General features: G+C 55.8%; 11 protein-coding genes. 1 reads left to right on the top strand and 10 read right to left on the bottom strand.

Annotated features, from left to right (window positions below; translation table 11 throughout):
* The first annotated feature begins 93 nt into the window (after positions 1 to 93).
* Positions 94 to 7,386 (top strand): phage head spike fiber domain-containing protein, encoded by a 7,293-nt coding sequence (locus ACIX9_RS09910; protein ID WP_083808423.1) that lies wholly within the window; start codon positions 94 to 96, stop codon positions 7,384 to 7,386.
* A gap of 713 nt (positions 7,387 to 8,099) precedes the next feature.
* Here ACIX9_RS09910 and ACIX9_RS09900 read toward each other — a convergent pair.
* The 10 genes from ACIX9_RS09900 to ACIX9_RS23735 form a co-directional block, all read right to left on the bottom strand.
* Positions 8,100 to 8,552 (bottom strand): lysozyme, encoded by a 453-nt coding sequence (locus tag ACIX9_RS09900; protein ID WP_013580344.1) that lies wholly within the window; start codon positions 8,550 to 8,552, stop codon positions 8,100 to 8,102.
* 48 nt (positions 8,553 to 8,600) lie between these two features.
* Positions 8,601 to 9,140 (bottom strand): hypothetical protein, encoded by a 540-nt coding sequence (locus ACIX9_RS09895; RefSeq protein ID WP_013580343.1) that lies wholly within the window; start codon positions 9,138 to 9,140, stop codon positions 8,601 to 8,603.
* A gap of 73 nt (positions 9,141 to 9,213) precedes the next feature.
* The gene (locus tag ACIX9_RS09890) at positions 9,214 to 12,105 is read right to left on the bottom strand and encodes a phage tail protein (protein ID WP_013580342.1); all 2,892 of its coding nucleotides are present in this window, start codon (positions 12,103 to 12,105) and stop codon (positions 9,214 to 9,216) included.
* 4 nt (positions 12,106 to 12,109) lie between these two features.
* A complete protein-coding gene (locus tag ACIX9_RS27700) occupies positions 12,110 to 12,547 on the bottom strand; it encodes a DUF6950 family protein (RefSeq protein WP_013580341.1) in 438 nt (145 codons plus the stop codon).
* Between the two features lie 58 nt (positions 12,548 to 12,605).
* Complete coding sequence (locus ACIX9_RS09880; RefSeq protein ID WP_013580340.1) at positions 12,606 to 13,160, bottom strand: hypothetical protein; 555 nt, start codon at positions 13,158 to 13,160, stop codon at positions 12,606 to 12,608.
* Positions 13,160 to 13,816 carry a hypothetical protein gene (locus tag ACIX9_RS09875; RefSeq protein ID WP_013580339.1) on the bottom strand — a complete coding sequence of 219 codons (657 nt, stop codon included), beginning with the start codon at positions 13,814 to 13,816 and terminating at the stop codon, positions 13,160 to 13,162. Before ACIX9_RS09875 ends, ACIX9_RS09880 begins: the two co-directional genes overlap by 1 nt.
* A gap of 42 nt (positions 13,817 to 13,858) precedes the next feature.
* Entirely contained in the window at positions 13,859 to 14,209 is a 351-nt protein-coding gene (locus ACIX9_RS09870; protein WP_013580338.1) for a hypothetical protein, read from the bottom strand.
* 35 nt (positions 14,210 to 14,244) lie between these two features.
* A complete protein-coding gene (locus tag ACIX9_RS09865) occupies positions 14,245 to 17,088 on the bottom strand; it encodes an SGNH/GDSL hydrolase family protein (RefSeq protein ID WP_013580337.1) in 2,844 nt (947 codons plus the stop codon).
* 41 nt (positions 17,089 to 17,129) lie between these two features.
* On the bottom strand, positions 17,130 to 19,523 hold the full coding sequence (locus ACIX9_RS09860; protein WP_013580336.1) for a phage tail tape measure protein: 2,394 nt from the start codon (positions 19,521 to 19,523) through the stop codon (positions 17,130 to 17,132).
* Positions 19,520 to 20,260, bottom strand: a complete 741-nt coding sequence (locus ACIX9_RS23735) for a GIY-YIG nuclease family protein (protein ID WP_013580335.1) — start codon at positions 20,258 to 20,260, stop codon at positions 19,520 to 19,522. The genes ACIX9_RS09860 and ACIX9_RS23735 overlap by 4 nt, the downstream gene beginning before the upstream one ends.
* Positions 20,261 to 20,265 lie beyond the last annotated feature (5 nt).

Below are 20,265 nucleotides of genomic sequence, written 5' to 3'. Positions count from 1 at the left end.
GCGTCTGCCTGCAAAGCGGACAATGATTCTCCAAGGCTCTTGGTGAATGTTCGGCCACCAAAACGAAACGTCTGGTTCCTAGCAAAGGGCTTAATGATTTCTCTGAAAAACTGCGCACGTCTTGTTGCAGGTTTCTTCATCATCTCCGCATCCAACTTATGTGCCCAGAGCAACCCTCTGGTGAATGAGGGTTCCGTTCCGATACCTGGCGTAGGTCACAACTACATCAACGGCCTTTCGGAAACTGTTAATCCAGCAAATGGTTCATTATCACTTAAGGTCGATCTGCCCACGCCAAAAGGAAGAGGAATCTCTCTTCCTTTTGCTTTCACCTACAACTCAGGTTCTGTGCATCGCTTCTCATCCCTTGTTGCTGGCTGCGGCGGTTTAGACTCGGCACCATGTTCTTACAACCAGCCAACAAACACTGACCGCGCAAACGCGGGAGGAGGATGGAGCGACACACTCCCGTACGTCACTGCTTTAGCTTGGAACGTTCAAATGGTCAATCCAGCGGCCACCAGCAGCAGCGGGTCATATGCTTGCTCCATCTCGTCCGCTTACAATTTCTACGACATGCAGGGAGAGGCGCATCCGCTCGGTCTAGCTTTCCTGTCGCCGCCTGAAGTCTCGGTAACCGGCGGTTATGATCCGGAGGACCACTGTGATTCTTCGCAGCTTCAAAGTAACCTTCACAGTTTTACATCATCGCAATCGGGAGGGGATGACGAAGTCGCCTCCGCAGCTGAAGCGAACTGCAATGGCCTTCCGTCGGAGAATAGCGACTGCGGGGAGGGACCCTCGTTTGTAGCCACTGATCTTAACGGCACTCAGTATTTCTTTCCAGCTGGCCAAAGCGGGGTGCCTGGATATGATCCGCATGATGTAACGAATAACTACATCTATCCTCTCGCCATCGAAGATAGAAACGGCAATCGACTTGCCTTCAATGTACTTCCGAATCAAACAAACGGCGGTCTGCCAATAACGGATAGCGTGGGTAGAACTATCGTTTCGGTATCTTCCTCGGGCGCATCTGCGCCGGGAGCCTATCCCTACCTTGGTACTCAAGCAAATCAAAACAACAGCGCAAACACGATGAAACCTCTCGACTACAATGTTGGGGGCCTAAGTTACCACCTTGATTTTACATCTGCAACCGCGTCCTATAATCCTCCCTCGGTTCGAATCGTCAACAATCCTGGTTCCACATATACATGCAACGGCTATTTCAATATAAGTGAGCCGGGATTCTCAGTTCTGAATTCCATCACCGCGCCGAATGGATCGGCATATAACTTCAAATATGACCCAACATTTGGGTTAGTTAGCGAAGTAGATTATCCTGGCGGTGGTTGGGTAAGGTACAAGTGGAGACTAAGCGAAACATTCTCTGAGGCTGCGAATTTCGATGGAAGTCAGGGCTCGGGGTCCGGTGGTCAGCCGATACCTTTCTCTGGCGGTTGCTTATACGAATATTCAATCCCAGTCATCGACCAGAGAACTGTAGGGTATCGTCAAGGCTCCTCAGCGGCGATCACGCAAAGCTTTAGTTATTCGACGACATGGAATTCGGTTGGACAATGGCTTTCTAAGACTACGACGGTATCTACCACCGATAACATCAGCGGTCAGAAATCTCAAACCGTCTACTCCTACGGTCCGATCGGTAGAAAAGTACAAGTAAACGAGTTTGGATTGATGGCAGTTCAATTGCCCGTTGAAACTAGTGTCAAAGACTATGATCTGGGAATTGCGGGCTCATCTAATTCGACTCTATTGCGGGCTACGACTAAAACGTGGTCCGACCAGTACAAATTGACGAGCAAAACTGTTCAACTGGCGGGAGCACCCTCGTCGTCTGAAGTTTACTGCTTTACCGGTGACTCGGACCTGGTTACAGAAAAAGACGAGTATGGATTTGGAGTAAGCGGGCCTCAAATAACGCCTGTCAACGGTGGTTGGTCGGTTGCGGCTAGTGCAAATTGTGGGTCACCTACACCCACCCGTAAAACCCTTTTAGGGTATGGGATTTCCTCAATGCCCTGTTTGACAGCCATCTACGATGGATCAACTCGCACAGCGGAGACAGACGTTTACTTGGATGGTGGGTCGTCACCTTGCCTGAGTGGCAGCGCCACCACGCAGGCTGTCGGTGGTCTGGTTGCTGGTACCCACGATGAAGCAAATTATGGTCCCTCAGTCCCCGCGCGACGCGGCAATCCAACCACCGTCACGCAATGGTCCAATAACGGATCGTCAACGACCACGACAGCGGTCTTCGACGAGACAGGCCAGATCGTTTCGAGTACCGACGGCTGCGGTAACGTTGCTTGCGCTGATATGCCCGGCACGGCGGGACACACGACTGCATACTCCTACGCCGATAACTTCACAGATGCTAATGCTTCGGGACAGACGAATGCTTACGTCACGTCTGTAACACGCCCTTCGCCGAACGGCGTGCCCATAGTTTTGAAGTACGGCTATCGCTATTCCGATGGTCAGGTTTCGAGTGTAACCGACGCAAACAACCAGACGACTAACTACACGTATGCGGACTCGTTGAATCGGCTCACGGAGACTCAGGGACCATTGGACGCAAGCAACGGAAACCAGCGGCCAACAACAGCATTTACTTACAACGATGCCGCACCCTCACCCAGCATCACGACTAAGATGCTGCTCAACACGGGCGGTACGCAACTCAACAGCGTGGCGGTTCAGGACGGCATCGGCCATACTGTTCAGACGCAGGTTACATCTGACCCAGCAGGCACTGACTATGTGGACACCGCTTACACCGGCATGGGATCGGTCTATTCGGTCAGCAGTCCGCATCGGAGCGGCTTCCTCCCCACGGACGGTACCAAACTTTTTGCTTATGACGCCCTTGGCCGGGAGATTCATCAAACAAACACAGACGGATCCGGCGAATGGTGGTGTTACAACGGCATTAGCTCGGGCTCACAGCCCAATTGCATCGGTAACGCCAGTTCGATCTCGCAGGGCTCTTGGGTCGATCACTCCGATGAGACCGGCTCACACTGGCAGCATGTTTCAGACTCGTTTGGCCGGTTGGCGGCCGTGATAGAGCCTAGCCCGGCTAACGGAACTCCATTTCTTGAGACTGACTATTCGTATGACGGCCTCAATAATTTAAAAGGCGTGAATCAAATCGGAGCTCCTGGCGACGCACCGCGGTCCCGCAGCTTCTCATACGATTCTCTGTCGCGTCTCATCACCTCTACCAACCCCGAGACCGGCACCATCTGCTACGGGCTTTGGAGCGGCTCTACTTGCTCAGGTGGCTACGATGCGAACGGCAATCTTCAATACAAGACTGATGCACGGGGAAAGCAGACCTCCTACACATACGATGCTTTGAACCGGCTTCACTTCAAGACCTATTCAGATGGAACGCCGACGGCTGCATTTGGTTACGACGGTAAGGATGAGAATGGAGGGGCCATTCCGTCTTCTCTGAATTCCATCGGGCGGTTGTCTCACGTTTCGAATGAGGTGAACGCCGCGAAGACGTTGTCCTATGACGCGATGGGAAGATTGACTAGCCAGACGGAGTGCGTTCCTAGCGATTGCTCCTACGATATCGGAGTTTCTGCGGGATACGACCTCGCCGGGAATATGACATCCCTTACCTATCCGGACGGTCGCACGGTGCAGCATGGGTTCGATGCGGCGGGACGTATGTCCTCGGTTACGAATCTCGGGTTTAGTTCAAATGTGGTCAACCAACCGTATCTCACGGTCGCGACGAACGGTTACGACGCCGCTGGCCACCTCGTGGCGGCTGGGTTCGGCAATGGTGTGTCGATGGGTGCGGGTTACGACAATCGGGAACGCCTACTGACTCTGGGGTACGGTCCGGCGAATGCGCCTCTCTGGTCAAAGCAGTATGCCTGGACTCCCAACAGCAATCTTCAAAGTCAGACGGATCTGATTACTGGCGTTCAACGCCAGTTTGGCTACGATAGCCTGAATAGGTTGACGGCGGCGCAGGACATATTCTCGAATCTCGCCGTCGCGAGTGGATCGAATGGCAACACTGGCTCCACCACAACAAGCGGTAGCGGTGCGGCGGAAACACCGGGCGGTAGCGGAGCTGTTCCACAGTGGACCAATCCCGACGATTCAAACCTACTTGCGGAGCTTGGCGCATCCCAGCCTGGTTGGACGTACACGAATGCGACCGTGGCTACAAACGCCGCGACTGGGCCTGATGGCCTGATGAGCGCAGCGGTTGTGACGGCAACCTCCGGCTCACAAGACACTTATATCAGCGGGACAGTCCCTAATGCGAGCAGTTACAGCCTCGAAACGATGACGGGTTCTGTATGGCTACGAAGCACTTCGGGCACCCAGACGGTCAATCTCTATTTGGTTGATCTGTCCCCGGGTAATTTTGGGATCGCTGGCTGGAGACAGGTCCAACTTACGCCTAGCTGGCAGCAGTATCAGGTGACGGGATCGATGCCAGCTGCTCTAAATGTTATCTCTTGGCAGATCGGAGGGGGCGCAACAGTGAGCAATGGCCAGAGCTTCATGGTCTGGAATCCCATGCTGGAAGACGAAGGTATAGCTGGATCAAGCGTTACAAACTTTCTGCCTTATTCTCAGCGCTTCTCGGGGTCTACTTGGGCAGCGAATGGTGTATCAGTTGCCGATAATTCTGTCACCGCGCCCGATGGTCAGAAGACCGGCGCAACAATAACCTCCACTGGCAACGGCCAAATTGACGGTCTTGTTCAAAGCCCTCTCCCCTACAGTGGGCTGACTATCACCGGTTCAGTGTGGATGCGAGTGCCGAGCGGCAGCCTTAGTGTGGACTTAGGTCTCTATGAGACGGGTTCATCTGGTTTTGCGGCCCTGAACGCAACGATTGTGAATGTGACCTCGGATTGGCAAAGATTTGCTGTGACAGGGGTGACACAGGGTAGCCTTTCGCTGCTCGCACTTCAGGTCGGCGGCAATGGTCATATGTTAGCCGGCCAAGTTGTGCAAGTTTGGGGGGCGCAGGTGGAGGCTGCGGCTACAGCCGGTCCCTACGTCGCGACAGCGGGGATTCCAGCAACTATCAATACGAGTTTTACCAACCTCCTTCCGTATTCGCAGACCCCGACCGGTCCAAGTTGGTCTGGCCAGACCATAACGACCGCTACAAACAGCACTACCGCGCCAGACGGTTCGATCACAGCTGCACAGATATCGGCTACGGGAGCAGACTCGTATTTGGTAGATAGCGCTGCTAATCCCGGCCTCTATGACGGGGCCACTGTCACAGGTTCTGTCTACCTACGTTCCACAGGTGGTTCGCAAACTCTGAACCTTTATCTCTTCACGATGAACGCCTCCGGTAGGACTTATTTCAGTCCGCAAACGGTAAACCTGAACTCCACATGGCAGCGCTTCCAGATCACGGCCAGCCTTCCAACTGGTTTGACGGCTCTCGTATTACAGATTGGGGGCGCAGGCTCATTACAAAGTGGACAGGTCTTCGATGTTTGGGGGGCTCAGCTGGAAGTGGCATCCCATCCAGGACCTTACATCGCAACTACAACGCTCCCGGTTCTCACCGGCACACAATTGACGAACATACTACCCAACTCTCAGCAACTCAATGGGCCTAACTGGTTCCTCAGTGCCGGGAGCATCGCTGGCATTTCCGGGGCTGCGCCTGATGGTACGAACACAGCCTCCACTTTTGTTGCGTCTCCGAATTCAGGCGACAGCTACCTCGCCGCCTTGGCTCCCAACCCGTCCCTCTACGATGGAGAAACCGTTACGGCGTCCGTCTATCTCCGCTCAAACTCAGGCACTCAACCTATCAATCTCTATCTTACTGAGATTGGCGATCAAGGCTGGCAAGTTGCGAACTCGGTCAATCTTAATCTTTCCTCATCATGGCAGCGCGTTGCTGTTACTGGCAGCCTTATGAATGGTCTGACGAATCTCGCTTTACAGATTGGGGGCGGCGGATCGATCCAAAATGGTCAGGGGTTTCAAGTCTGGGGTCCTCAGTTGGTCGAAGGCAGTGATCCCGCCCCATACACGCAGACAACCACCACGACTACGGTGATCGCCACGGGACAATCAGGAACCCCGGTTCCCAATGGCCTGAACGAGAGCTACGCCTACGACTCCTTCGGTAACATCACGAAGAACGGTAGCTTCAACGCCAGCTATACTGCGAACAATCAGATGTTTGGATACTCCTATGATGCTGCCGGGAATCTTTTATCGGACGGCTACAACGTCATGACGTGGGATGCGGAAAGCCGAATGCTCACGGCTGGCGGTGCCACCTATGTCTACGATGCGGAAGGGCAACGAGTTGAGAAGCAGGGTGTTGGAGTGACCGATACTGTTTACTTTGGTGGCCAGCCAATCGCCCGGCTCTCCGCTGGACAGTGGACAGATCTCATTTATGGGCCGAATGGATTGCTAGCCGAGGTGCCGGGCACTCAAAACGGCGCACCCGTCTACCACGTCACGGATCAACTCGGAACCACAGCGGGCAATCTGCTGGCCGATGGAACGTTCGTCAACCCCATGGATTACCGGCCATTTGGTGGCGTGTTTTCCGGCAATACGAACGATCCATATTTGTTCACCGGCAAAGAACGCGACGCCGAGTCAGGACTCGACTACTTCCCGGCCCGCTACTACGGATCGAATATGGGGAGATGGATGTCGCCTGATCCTATCCCGTGGTTGGGCTGGCAACATCCTCCCGAAGGCAGTAGCGAGGAAGAGGAAGAAGAGTCCCACAAGAAGTTCGAGGAGTGGATCGGAAATCCTCAGAACCTCAACATGTATGCCTATGTGAACAACAATCCGATGAGCCACACCGATCCAACCGGAATGGCAGGGTGTCAGGCTGGCGATAAGAAGTTCAGCACTTGCACGATCACGGTAACCTACGACCCCAAAACGTCGAAGGGGACGCTCACCGTCACCGGGCAAAATAAAGGCGACGCAGCTCCGACCACGCTTCTAACCGCGAGTGTCGTAGTTGGCGGCGACGGCCATGTGACGCCGACCGGAACGTTTACGGCGAAGAGTTGGGAGAAGGATCACGTCTCGACCTTGTATGGGAACTCGGCGAATACGCCGTGGAGCAAAACAGCGCTTGGCGGCAATGCCTTCGGGCCGTACCAGCTTCACATCAAGGAGCTAGACGGTAGAGGCATCTTCATCCACGGAACGATGGGGCCAGGCTGGAGTCCAACAACCTGGGGTAATGCTCTCTTCCTAAGCCCGACTTCTCACGGCTGCATACGCATGTGTAACCGTGACGACATAGACCTGCACAGCATCATGCCGAACCCAGCCGGGAACAAGATCATCATCGGCACCACGCCATAGGGGATGACATGAAGAATCGTAAAGTGCTCGTCGTCTTCCTCGTGGTTCAGTTCGTCGGCATAACGTGCTTAGCGCTATGGCCGCACGCACCGTCAGCCATGGGAATACCGATGTGGGGGACGGCCTTGATCCTGCTATGCCCCGGTAACTTCTTGGGTGGTTGGCTCATCCAGAGCTTGCTCTGGAGAGGCCCCTTGGGGTTAGTTGCTCTGGGTTTACTCTCGGCTCTGACCGCTGTTGTCATCAATGGGATCATCTGGTTCGCCATCGTGAAACTCTTCCGTCTCGTCTTCAATCGCGGTTCTAAGGGAGCTGGAGTAACCGCAGCCTAGCTTCCCGATCTACCGACAACCACGGGCCGCCTCGCGGCGGCCCGTGGTGCGTCTGGTGGGTGGTGAGGCTCAGGGCCTACTTGCGGCGGAGAGCGACGATAGAGACGGCGAGGGCGATGATGGCGACGGTGAGCTGTGCCACGTTGACCAAGAGGGCCGCGTAATCCATGTGCGACGGTTCCTTCGGCCCGTTGCATAGGCATCAGGAAGATGGAAAACGTGAAATCACTGTCGAACTTAAAAGCACGCTGCTTCGCATCGGAAGTAGGGGTGACACGTCACCCAGAATGGGAGCTGCATGGCGACCTTAAGCTACATAGACCCCTCAGCTTTCGCCAAGGGGTCTTTGAGTTTTCCAAGCACTTGGAAAAGTTCAATTGTCTACGCAGCCACACCAGAATCGAACAGCTTCTCCTCCGCCAGACGACGCCTCAGCAGCCCAGCCACCACCTGACCGCTGACATGATCCCAGGCCTCAAACTGGTGAGCCGCCTCAGCCAGCTTCCCGGCGTTGAGGTCCTTCAGTAGCATTGACCCGGCAAAGGCTCCGCACCCCGCGTTGAAGGCGAAGTCAACCAGACTATCGAAGACCATCTGATCGAGACCAGCCCATGTGACCAGCCGGTTTACCGTGTCGCTAGCGTGTCTCACGTCGGCTAGAAGGAACTGCTCTGCTTGCGTGAGGGTTATGGTCAGGCCGGAATGAACGTCCGCTCCGGTATGACCGTAGCCGATAGTCCACACGCCGCCTTGATCCTGATACGCCGTGAGGCGCACGCCTTCAAAGGACTCGGTGAGGGCGAGTCCATCCTTGCTGTAAATGAAGTTGTACATGGGATTTCCTACTCAATCCATCTTTCCGAGGATCGGAAACATGACCATCTACTGCTTGACGTACTCGGCTACAACCTTGAAGACCGCAGGAGCATAGTGGCTCAGCGCCCACATCAACCCAGCCGCCCCGAACACCTTCCAGAAGTCGGCCTCGGTGAGAGCTTTGATTGCTAGCTCCAGGCACTTGCTGACGCCCTTTGAGGTAGCCACGAACCAGCGAATCATCCGCATCTGGCCGGTCATCTTCTTCTGTTCGGTTTCTATGGTGCCGACTCGGGTGATGACCTCTGTTCGGAAGGTGAGGTCGGCTTCATGCCAGTCGCTATGCTTCCCGGCTTGCTCTTCCTGCCTATCGCGGACCGCGTCGATGCTCGTCTTGATGTCTTTGATCATTCCGGCCACCAGAGGCGTACCGACCAAAGCAGATAAGTCTTGCTGCATGGTGTCCAACTTCTCGTCTTGCGTATTGAGCCGCGCCTCTAGGAACTGCTTGGTGCGCTGCTCTGACTGTGCAATACGGAAATCAATCTCGCCAGCGGGCAAACCGTCAAGCTCCTTGATGGTGGTTGGTTTGTTTATGGGTGACATGCTGCTTCCTTCTACTGGGATCTTGTCGGACTGGGTTAGGGATCGTTCATGGGCTGAGGGATGGGGCATCGGTCTACTGGATATAGATCTCGTAGACCGAGAAGCTGCCGGTGTTTGAGGTTGACCCGTTGTCGTCCGCAGTCACGTTGACTTCCAGTGAAACCGTACTGAGGTCTGTCCCCAAGGGAATCGCCATCGTGTAGGTCGCTGAGGCCGTTGTTGCGGATTCGGTCATGACGATATTCGCGGTGCTGCCGATATTGCCGGTGACGGTGACTTGCGGCGAGCCGGTTCCGAGAACCCGATAGGCCGCAACCAGGTTCAAGTTCGTCGCGGTAGTCGTGGTCACGCTGGGGAAGTCTTCCCATAAGCAGAGACCGAATGACGACCTTGACGAGCTACCACCGCCGGGAGGGAGGCTGCCTTGGGCTGAAGGTCCTGATGCGTTCTGGGTTATTTCCCCGCCGCCCCCGGCAACATAGGTATAGCTACCCGACACCGTTGCAGCGGTAGATGTGTCGCCGTCATAGGCGCTCGTTGGGCTGGTTGTGGTGCGGGTGCCGGTGTCTTGGAAGTTGCTGGGTGAGTAGCGCGTGCCTGTAGCAGTCCCGCCACCACCACCACCAGACCCAGAAGCCGGAGGAGCATACGGGGTGATTATGGAGTCGATAAGAAAGTATCCCGGCTTGTTCAGGAAGTCCGCCGTATTCTGCGTATCTATCGGAGTGATGGCTCCGCCGGTGAAGTTCAGATCGACATAGTAGATGTAGTAGAGCTGCTGCTGCGCCAACCCTTGAAGCAAGACCGTCGTGCCATTCGGTAGAACAGCCACACTTGCGTTGCCTACCATAGCCGTGAAGCCCTGCACCGTTACTTCGGCATACTGCCCGGTGCTATCGGAGTAGGCGTCAGCAACCAGTGAACCGGGAGCTAAGGCGAGGATGCCTTGAACCGACAGAGTGATGCTGACGGTATAGCCGTCTATCTCTTCCCAGGGCGACTGAGCGCCATTTGCTCTGAGGCCTCGAATACGGACGTTGTAACCTGCGCCCGCAATCACGTTGCTGATATAGGTGAGGTTGTTCGAGACGTCTACCAGACCCGCATCAAGCCACAGCGTGGGGTTAGCCACGGTCGAATACTGCACCTGAATCTGATTGGTAAGGATGTCTTGAGGCGTGGTCCATTGGACCTCAATCCGGGGATGTACTACACCATCAAGAGTCTGAAGGGCAGTAGCAGCACCAGAGGTGAGGACAAGACCGGTAGGAGGCGCGGGGACATAGGTAGTCTGTGCCAGAACCGGAGCGTCATAGATGGTCTGTTCTTCACCGGGGCCGAGGTCTTCGTAATCGCTTGCGGCCGTCTCACGAACCGACACCACCACACCGATAGAAGGCACGCCGGGGGTGTTCTGGTCGCCGTCATTCTCAGTGACAGCGAAGACGACATCCGTGACTTCAAGCAGCTTCTCAGTCCAGCCGTATTCGGGGAAGGTGAACTGCATGACGTCAACCGGCTGCATCCGCCAAGCCGCTAGGCTCATCGGGAAGCTGCCTGTACCTTGGCGGCGATTGTCTAACAGCGTGCCCTTAGCAATGCGTTGGGCCTGAGCAACAGATAGGACGGTGCGGAGAGTGATTTCCTTCGGGCGGATGATGCCGCCATCTTCGTTCAGGTACTCATCGCTTGCGTATCCGTGAGGAACGTCAGCGGCGAACTGTGGGAAGTTTGTCGGCTGAAAGCCGTACTGGAAATTGTTCTGGATGGTTCCCGTCGCTGGGTCGAAGCCATTAGCGTCGTAGAGATTTCCAGCAATGTTAAACGGGTACTGAGGAGCTACATATGTCCCCGTGCAGCGATTGATGAGATCCGGCGCAGAGCGATATGGGTTCCATGAAATTGGGCCAGTAAGGGCGTTCTCATCCAGAGTGAAGCTGGGTCCCTGCCAGTAGCGAGGCCAGTAGAACCACTCGCCGCCGATCTGTGAAAGACGACCAAGGGTTTCTTCGACCATCGTGACAAGCACATCACCCGGCGCAGTGCCGGTGTCGTAGTGGTAGTTGCAGCAGTCTCTGGATTCAGTTCCTCCGCCAGCAAGTGCGACCTGCTCATCACACACGTTCGCCGCCACGACAAGCTGAGCCTGATTTACAGTGTTGTCACCTAAGCCGAACTGAAGATCGGAGATGACGTCAGCGATGATGAGTGCGCGGTTGGTAGAGAACGCAGTAGTGCCCGTGCGTGGGTCATAGACCTGTTTCCCATTGACCGTGAAACGTATCTCGGGATCACCGGGGAAGACATTTGGGTCGCTCTCCAGCTTCAGGAACACGTAGCAGCAGTCACCGACATAGGGCGAACCCTCGCTAGATGCTGCCCAATTAGCGTCGTTAGCGGTCAATCCGCCAATGACATCACCGGCTAGCTGGTCACCATATCTGGCCTCGCAATAGACGTGGTATCCGCCATGGCCACCGCCAAAGTTGTACTGCTCTCCATTTGGTCCTGTGTATGTGTTGCCGTCACAGTGGCCACCGAAGTTGACACCGTTGCGCGTGCTGTTGCCGGTGGAGCCAACCTCCCAATGCACCTGACGACCATCGAGGTAGAGGTTAACGATGGAGTCACATACGTGTCCAGCCAACACAATGACGTAGTTGAATTGGTCGAGTGAGCTTCCAGTTGTGCTGCGGTAAATCTCTACACCACCCACACGCTGAGTGCCGTAGATGATCTGGCGATTGCTCGCAGGCTGACGCGTCGTGATGGTCATTCCGCGATTGCTGGTCAGCGCCGACGCGGCGGCACCTGCCAACATGGAGGCACCGCTTAGAGCGAGACCCTCTACTAAGTGCAGAACAAACGGTGTGAGGAGGGCCTGACCTCCTGGTACGAAATTCGCGGCGACGACAAGGCCAGCCGCAGCACCGATCTCTGCGACTCCCATAATGACTTTGGACATTGGCCTATACGCTCCAACTACGGACTACTTTGGTGATGGGGAGCCGGACTGTGTCTGACTCCGAAACTGAAATGACATGACCGCTGAGGTGAACCACCCCGCAGATAAGCTCGTCGCCATCAGCTACGACCACGAGGTCTCCGCGTTTCGCCATAAGCGGGTGCTGGTGTTCAACGAGACCGTGCTTCTGGGCGCAGTAAGCGGCTGCATCAGCTACAGTCGAGCCACCGGTCAACGACCTGATGAGCAGGAAGGCTGAACGCTTGTCGGTGTACTTGCCGCGAAAGTCCGTGGCGATATCGACGCCGGTATTCGCGAGGATCGCGTCCGCACTAAAAAGGGCGCAGTCATTGGTGCCCCAAGCGAAGGGTGTTTGAGCGCGGTCTACGAGGAAGGGATGGAAGGCACGCGTGTGCCAATGCTGCTTCTTGGGAAGAGACATGGGGGATGACCTTGGTTGTTGCGGGGAAACGGTGCGGAAGGAAGGGAGTTCGGTGCTGCTAGCTGCCCCAGCGGAGCGAGATGTCGTTCATCTTCTCTACCCAATTAAAAGCTGTATCGTCTGAGTAGTGAGCACGCTGGTCAGTCGCGGTGTAGCGGCGATTAGAAGCTCGCTGTAAGTCCACCATTCGGTTTTCTAGAGCGAGGCTGATGCTCACCGTATCAGTGCCGGTATGGATTGTGGGCTTGTCTACGCAACCTCGGAAGATGAGAAAGGGTGCACCGATGAGCGCACCATTCAGGTAGTTGCCGAAGTGAATGGTGGCAGGCGCTCCTATCTGGATGTCGGTGAGAGCTTCACCCAAGTAAACCTTGTCGATTCCTGAGAGGGTGAGCGAAGTCCCGTCAGCGTGAACCTCTATGCCCTCCTTGATTGAATCAACCTTGCCGAGCGAACCCACACCGAGGTAGGTGTTGCCGTTCCATATGAGCGTGCCCGCACCTGACCACACGTAGGTCGTCTGAGATTTGAAGGTGAGCATGACGAGGAACACAGGGCCGAAGAGAGGCGCACTCAGGCTGGCTGAGAAGGTGGGGTCAAGATTTCTGGGCATTAGCGGTACTCGATCAGGGGAAAGGAAAGGTTGGTGAGGCCGGTGTAGTCCGAGGACCACGTCATCTTGTTGCTGCCTCGGCGGAACAGACCTTGGGGGTTGTTGAGGATGATTGGCTGGCCGTCAGCGGGGAGGTCACGAAGCGAGGGGAAGATAGAAAAGGAGGCCTTACCATTCGCGTCTGAGTTCACCCGGTCAAGACAGCGGTGAAGGCGATAGCCAATCTGTAGATAGTCGCCGGGGAGTAACAGTGAGAAGGCATTCGGCAACCAGCCCTTGGTGTAGAGGACTTGATTGCCGACTTGGTTGAGAGTCGTGACGGACATATCCACCACAGGCACTGAAGCCGACGTGACGCTCCCCCGAGGTGAAGACTTGAGAGGGTCGCCCATGAGGAATGGGTTCGTCATACCTCGGCACTCCATAAGGAATGAGAGCCATTCGTCGGCTTGGTCCTGAGTGAGAGGCGGGAGTGTTGCGGTCCCCGACCACCAGTCCGCTCCGGGCCACTGTTGGGCTTGGGTCTGTCCAGAGAATGGCGACGTGACGATAGCGACCGAGTCACTCCCCGACAGTTCTATGGAGCGCAGGGCGATACAGGTCGGCGACGCGACGATAGAAACCGTCTGCCCATTGAGGGTGATGGTGTTGAGCATGGCGGGATCTTTCTGGCGGGGTGCTACGGGAGAGAGGAAGAGTTAGGCGAGAGGAGTGAGGTCAGCCTTGACGGTGCCAGCAGCGGCCTTGATAACCGGCAGGAAGGCAACGAAGTCCTTTACGAACTTGGCGAGATTGGCGGCTTCAGCAGCGTCAGCAACGAAGTTAGCTGGGTTGCTTCCTGCGGAGATAAAACCAGTAGCTACAGCTTCGCCGTCAGCGATGAGGGTCGTGAGGCCAGCCTTCACTTCCGGGGTGAGCTTGCTTGCGTCGGTAAGGAGACGCTCAAAGCAGACGGCACCGTTGCCGATAACTTCAACTACGTGGACTGCGCCGGTGCCGAGCTTCTCAGCTTCCGTGCCGACGCCTTTGAGGATTGCTAGAACATTCATGGGTTTGCGTCCTTGTTATGGAATGATGAGGCGCGTCAGTTGCTTACAGGCTGGCAAGCGCAGTGATCAGGTGACCGGTAAACTTTGCATACCCGGCGTTGTTGGGGTGGAGGACTCCGTCCAACATAAGTCGCGATATTGAGCTGGTTGATACCGGAGGTATGGTAAAGGTCAACGACAGGCAAGGCGTACTGTCTACACTTCGTGATGATGGCCGTTGCGTAGTTCTCCAAGGTGAAACCAAGCGAGTTCGCAACCGTCCCTCCCGAGCGTTGCAGCGGCGTAAAGAAGATGATGTCTAGCGAGGGATTCCACCCAAGCCATGTGTTGATCATCAAGTCCATTGCGCCGTAGAAGGTGGTGTTGTCGGTGCTTGTCAATGGGTCACCCATAGGCACCACGCCTAACGCGGTATTGCCGTAGTCGTTGGTTCCCTTGAACACCGTCAAGAAATTGCAAACTTGGATCTCAGCTTGGCTGGGGGCATAGCTGCTCAAGAGGACGTCAACCATGCGCGTGCCTGGATATGCGTGTATGACACGCTTGTTTGCACCCAGAGCCGCTAACATCGGTTGCTGATAGCCGATGTATTGAGACGGACCTCCATTGCCCTGCGGGAACGAGTTAGGCTCCCCATAGGCGGTGATGCTGTCCCCGATAATGGCGGCGTTTTGCAAGTAGAACCGCGACGGTACGAGAGCTGCGGCTTGGCTGCACGGAATGAAGTTTGCAGGTACTATGCTCCCCGTCAGGACCATGAAGGTGGAAAGCACGACCTGACGAGACCAGCCCTTGGCCGTAGCCTGAACAGTTCCACCAGAGCCGACGCGCGCAAAGAACGCTCCTACTGGAACGGTCATTGGCGTTCCGGCTGCGTTCCCATTAACTCCCGATATGAAGTTGAAATCCTCGTCGTAGAAGGCGAAGCCGAAACTCCCAGCACCGTAGTCCGTCTCTTGGTTCGCTACAATCTGCGAAAGACCGAACACCGGCATGAAGCCACTGGCGAAGAAGTTCCCGACGCCAAATGAACTTGATACGTCTGTTGAGGTTCCAGAGGTGTAATCAATCAGGTGATCGAGCGTTACCTGTGAGGGGTCGAAAAGGTTCTTCTGTCCATCAAACAGACGGAGTTTCTGCGGTGTAGCTGCGGATGACGCTCCATAAGACTGATAGTGCGCGGGCATTAAAGCTCCCGGCATCACCATTGCTCCGGCAAGAATCAATGCCCTGTCGCTTGCGGTGGAGGTTCCCATGCCGAAGCGCACGAAGGCTGCGCCCGCTGGGACGGCAATCGCTGTATTGGCGGCAACACCTGCAACGCCTTTCATGAACGCTTTGTTTACGTCATAGAACGCGAAGCCTAGCGTGCTTGCGGCATAGCTCGTGTTCTCGTTGCAGATGATTTCTGAGAGACCCAGCACGATCATGTAATCCGTAGCAAAGTATCCCGGCCAACTGTCAGCATTGCCAGTCGTGTAGTTGATCAGGACGTCTAAGGTAACGCCTCGCTTATCGAACAGATTGCCGCGATGCGAGAGGGACGAACCCGCGCTGCTCGAAGCCACGGCAAGCGCATTGCTGATCGCACTGTACGCATCCGTGCCGCCATGGGAGGCGAGTGTGCTCGGTAGGACACTTCCACCGACAAGCACTACGGTGGGGAGTATAGAAGGGTTCTCGTTGTCAGTGCTTCCCATCCCAACGCGCAGGTACGCGGCTCCTGCCATAACGGCAAATGCTGTAGAGGCTGCTACCCCATTGGTCCCGCCCATGTAATTGAAGGCATCGTCGTAGAAAGCTATGCCGCTCTGAGGTATGCCGAAGAGAGTGTTCTGGTTACAGATAGCCCAAGCAAGGCCGCTGACCGGAATGAAGTCGCTGGTGAAGTAGTTGCCGGGGACGGAGATCGTCGCGCCGGTAACTTGACTGATCAAGACGTCGGGAGTGGCTGTCGTGGGGTCAAAGCGGTTCCGTTGATGACCAAGACTGCGGTCGAGCAGAGCTGCCGACTTAACCGCTGTGGTTGCCGGATCTTCGTAGCCGAAGGCAATGTAGGCGGACGGGAGGACCGCCCCTTCCACGATGATGAATTGGTTCTTCCAGTAGTCGTAGTCGTGCCCAGCTACAAGGTCGTTTCCACCGCTGCCGACGCGCATATAGATTGCGTTAGCCGGAGCGGTCACGGGAGTGCCAGCAGCACAACCCATCACGCCACCGACGAAGGTCAGCTGGCCATCAAAGAAGGCGAACCCGATGGTGGTGGATACGAGGAACGTGTTGAGACTAGCGACGTACTGTTTACCCGCAACGACCGGTATATATCCTGTAGCAAACCAAGCTAGCCCGGTCTGACTGGTGGTCGTTCCATCCACCCAATTGACGAGTAGGTCATTCGTCGCCAGGGTCTTGTCAAAGAGATTACGCAGCGCCGGTAAATGAGAAGCGACCAGCGAGGCTGTGGTCGTGCTTGCGGGACCAGGAGCGCCCTCACGTCCTTGCGGACCCAGCTGCACCGCAACCAGCGCCGTGAGGTTCGGTACATACGTATCGAAGCTCCACGTTGCGCCTGAAGGTTGAACACAGCCATAGCCGGAACCGAGAAGGTGCTCTCCTGTGAGGTTGTCCACTACCGTTACGGCGTACCCGACGTTCACTGGAGTCGTGAGTGTCGTATCCGCAAGCTGGATCGTGAATGCGCCATTGGTGACGGTGGCTGTGACCGGAGTGGCGACGGTCTGCCCACCACCACCCGCCATGAACGAGATGGGAACGCCCGTGTTGTTGACCGGAGCAAAGCGAATGGTGGCGTTAGCAATGGGGGTTCCAGCCGAGTCCTTGAGAGAGGACCCGGTGACCTGGGTGTATCCGGTGGGCATGATTCGTCCTTGTTCGTGCGGAGGGGTGTTGCGGGAGGGTTTTACTTTTGGCGGGTAGAAGGAGAGCGTTTGTTCTGCTGCGCCTTGGCCTGCATACTCTGGGCGGTCAGGTGAGGTGCGGCCTGTTGAATGCCCTGCTGCACCTGGTAACGAACCTGAGCCGGGTCAGTAGCGCCACGAGCGTCAATGTGCCAGTTGTGGGTGTCGCCACCAACGGAGCCAATGCTGCTCAGCTTATGGTTTGGGGTGATGTGCGCTCCTGAGCCAAAGTAGGCAAGTTCTGGGCCTTGTTCTCCGACCATTGCTAGCGTTCCGGGTGTGACCGTGCCGCCACCAGCGAAGCCAGGAATCATACCGGCGAGTGAACTGAGCCAACCACCAGCCTTAGAAGCAAGACCTGATACGGCACTTCCGCCGCTATCGCCATCACCAGACTTGAAGAGGCTGGAGAGGCCCTTAGCTGCGGAACCAACACCACCAGCAACACCATCGGCCATACGGACGTAGAGCGGATTGCTCTTGCTTCCGTCAGCCTTGGCTCCGAATCCCAGCCCTTGCATGATGGAGCCTTCTGCTTTCTGGAGGCCGATGCCGGCAACGTTGCGGAAGATTGAAGCGCCAGCATTGCCGAAGTCGGTTCTTTGCCCGCTGATGGCCTTAACGAACTCCCCATTCAGGGTGTTCAGCGTACCGGTGGTTATCTCACGCATCTGACCTGCAGCGTCCTTGGAAGCGAGAACGAAGTCATTCAGGGCATCCACGAATCCGACGGAAGCGAGAGAGCCTTGGGGGTTGGTTGAGGCGTTGTCCTGCTGAGTCTGTAATGCCCGCTGGTTGTTGAGAGCGGCAATCTGATTGTCGGAGTTCGCCAACTGAGCCTTGCGCTGTACGTCGCTGAGGCTGGCGTTAGTGGTGATAGCGTCGCGGTTATCCTTTAACTCACTCAATCTGTCGTTGTATTCCTGAGTGTGAAGGTTGGCCTGTATCTGAGCCGCGTCCATCTTCGTCATGCGGCCTGTCGCGACCGCCATTTGAAGCGAAGACTCTGCTATCGCCGTGGCATTCTGCTTTTGAAGCTCCACGCCTGAACGCAGCGAAGCGATCCATTCGGCGGTAGCCTTGCCAGTCGCGGTTATCTGCTCAGCGTCATCCTTGCTGATGCCGCCGTTGGCGTTACCGTCCTTGAGGAAGTCGTTAGCCCAGGTGGGGCGAGCTTCGGTCATCTCCCGGTTATCGGAGATGATGTCTGCGTTGACCTTCTTGTTCACGGCGCGATAGTTCAAAGAGCCGATGTTGAGGGTAGCGAGCTTCGCCTTCCACCAGTCGGCGTCGTCGAGGAGAGAACGGTCCTGTGCAGCTTTCCAGTCGGCGTTGCTCTCTTCCCAAGCTGCAAGCTGTTCGGCTGCGGCTTTCTTCTGAGCCTCAAGTGCAGCACGTGCAGCGGCCTTGGCTGACTCAGCCGCAGCTTTCGCAGCCTCGTCCTTATCCTTGATCCCGGTAAGTTGCTTGTTGGTATCTTCGGAGGTAGCACGATGCTGCTGGCCGAGTAGAACACCTTGAAAGCCGAGTAGCTCAGCACGATTAGAAGCCTGATCTCCGCCCATGATCTGGTCGTCAGGACCAGCCAGGTCCGGGTGGTCGGTGGCGAACATCTTGCTCTTAGCCCAACCGAGACCGGAGTTCTGCTTGTCGGATAGCTGCTTACGCAGGCTGGCGACTTCGGTGTCGTTGTTCGGTTTCTGAGCGGCAACAGATATCTTGTTTCCAAGATCCTGTAGGTCATTCATATAGCTCTGAATAGAGCTGGAAACGTTTGAGGTGTTCGCCTTGCCTACGAGCTGGCCGAGCAAGCCGATCTTGTTTGCGGTGAGGAGGTCATTGACTGCTTTCGCATCGTTCGCGAGGGAGGTAGCCAGCTTGTCAGCTTCCACGCGGGATTCAGCGAGCGCCGTCTTGAGGTTGTTTTGGGGCTTGCCTTCGAGCTTGGCTATCTGATTCGCGAGTTTCGCGTTGGTCAGGTCTAGCTCATCATTGCTGGTGCGGATGGAGAGGTTCAGAGAATCGAAGCCACGCTTGATGACGGCGGGCATCTCGTTCATCTCCTTGATGAACTTGACAACCTCCGTAGTCAGCTTCGCGAACATCCCAGCGATAGCGATAGCACCGACTAGAGGGAAGGCCGCCTTCATCACGCCGGATAGAACTTTGCTTTGGGAGATGAGGCGTTCAATGGCCCGCATGTTGTTGCCAAGCGGGTTCTCAAGCAGCCTGATGCTGGCGCTAGCGGCCTGCATATCCGAGACTGATCCATGACCAAATGACTTTGACTTGCCTTGCAGCTTGTCTAGTTCACGCCCAGCCTGATCAAGCGCAGCGGAATAGCTGACCTTATCTGCGGAGAGAACAATAGTGACTTGACCTGCTGCTGTGCTCATGATTGGTTTGTTCTCTTCGCTGCCTTAGCTAGGCGCATCTTTTCAATCTGTTTTTCTTTGAAACCGGGTGCCGCCCACATCCGCTTGTTTGAAGCGATACGGTTCGCTCTTGCCTCAGGGGTGTTTCTGGCGGCCACGTTCAGCGCACGCTTCTCTGGGTCTACCCACATAGCCTTGGCTTGATCCGACTTGAGCTTTATGAAATCCGGGTCGTTCCATTGCTCTTTGCTAGCCCTCGACTTGCGCGCCACAACATCAGCACGTAGTTGAGCATCGCTATTGTTCTTACGTGCTTGAGGTGTACCCGCTGTAATCCTTCGGTGTGCGCTTACACTCTCTTTGAAAGCAGCATCCGCCCACTTCGTGAGCATGGACGCTACATGCCTTGCACGTTTTTGTGGGTCGGCCCAATGAGCCTTCACCCTTTCACTACTGAAGCCTTCGCCGCCTGGGGCTAAGTTATAGCCGAAGGCACGATTCTGAGCTTCGTGAGTAAAGATGGCGCGAGTCTCCATCTCGTCTAGTTCGGCCTTGCAGCTAGCCACACCCAACACACACAAGGTGAAGCTGTCGGCACCATACTTGGCGATTGCTCGATGAATCGGATAAGGCGGATGAGCCCTGCGTCCAGCAGCAAGATGATCTTTGAATCGTTGCCCTACAGCACGGATTGTTTGTCCGACATAAACTTTGCCGTTGATGCTATTTCGTATTAGGTAGACCGTTCCGTAGTTCATGGAAC

It is taken from the genome of Granulicella tundricola MP5ACTX9 (assembly GCF_000178975.2).
Classification (GTDB): Bacteria; Acidobacteriota; Terriglobia; order Terriglobales; family Acidobacteriaceae; genus Edaphobacter; species Edaphobacter tundricola.
Note: the sequence above shows the minus strand (reverse complement) of the source record. Positions and strands in the feature narration are given on the sequence as shown.

Bases quoted from the DNA above. Each gene is read 5' to 3' on its own strand.
- ACIX9_RS09900 (WP_013580344.1), bottom strand. From the start codon at position 8,552: ATGTACAACTTCATTTACAGCAAGGATGGACTCGCCCTCACCGAGTCC.
- ACIX9_RS09870 (WP_013580338.1), bottom strand. From the start codon at position 14,209: ATGAATGTTCTAGCAATCCTCAAAGGCGTCGGCACGGAAGCTGAGAAG.
- ACIX9_RS09875 (WP_013580339.1), bottom strand. From the start codon at position 13,816: ATGCTCAACACCATCACCCTCAATGGGCAGACGGTTTCTATCGTCGCG.
- ACIX9_RS09865 (WP_013580337.1), bottom strand. From the start codon at position 17,088: ATGCCCACCGGATACACCCAGGTCACCGGGTCCTCTCTCAAGGACTCG.
- ACIX9_RS27700 (WP_013580341.1), bottom strand. From the start codon at position 12,547: ATGTCTCTTCCCAAGAAGCAGCATTGGCACACGCGTGCCTTCCATCCC.
- ACIX9_RS09860 (WP_013580336.1), bottom strand. From the start codon at position 19,523: ATGAGCACAGCAGCAGGTCAAGTCACTATTGTTCTCTCCGCAGATAAG.
- ACIX9_RS09880 (WP_013580340.1), bottom strand. From the start codon at position 13,160: ATGCCCAGAAATCTTGACCCCACCTTCTCAGCCAGCCTGAGTGCGCCT.
- ACIX9_RS09895 (WP_013580343.1), bottom strand. From the start codon at position 9,140: ATGTCACCCATAAACAAACCAACCACCATCAAGGAGCTTGACGGTTTG.
- ACIX9_RS09910 (WP_083808423.1), top strand. From the start codon at position 94: ATGATTTCTCTGAAAAACTGCGCACGTCTTGTTGCAGGTTTCTTCATC.
- ACIX9_RS09890 (WP_013580342.1), bottom strand. From the start codon at position 12,105: ATGTCCAAAGTCATTATGGGAGTCGCAGAGATCGGTGCTGCGGCTGGC.
- ACIX9_RS23735 (WP_013580335.1), bottom strand. From the start codon at position 20,260: ATGAACTACGGAACGGTCTACCTAATACGAAATAGCATCAACGGCAAA.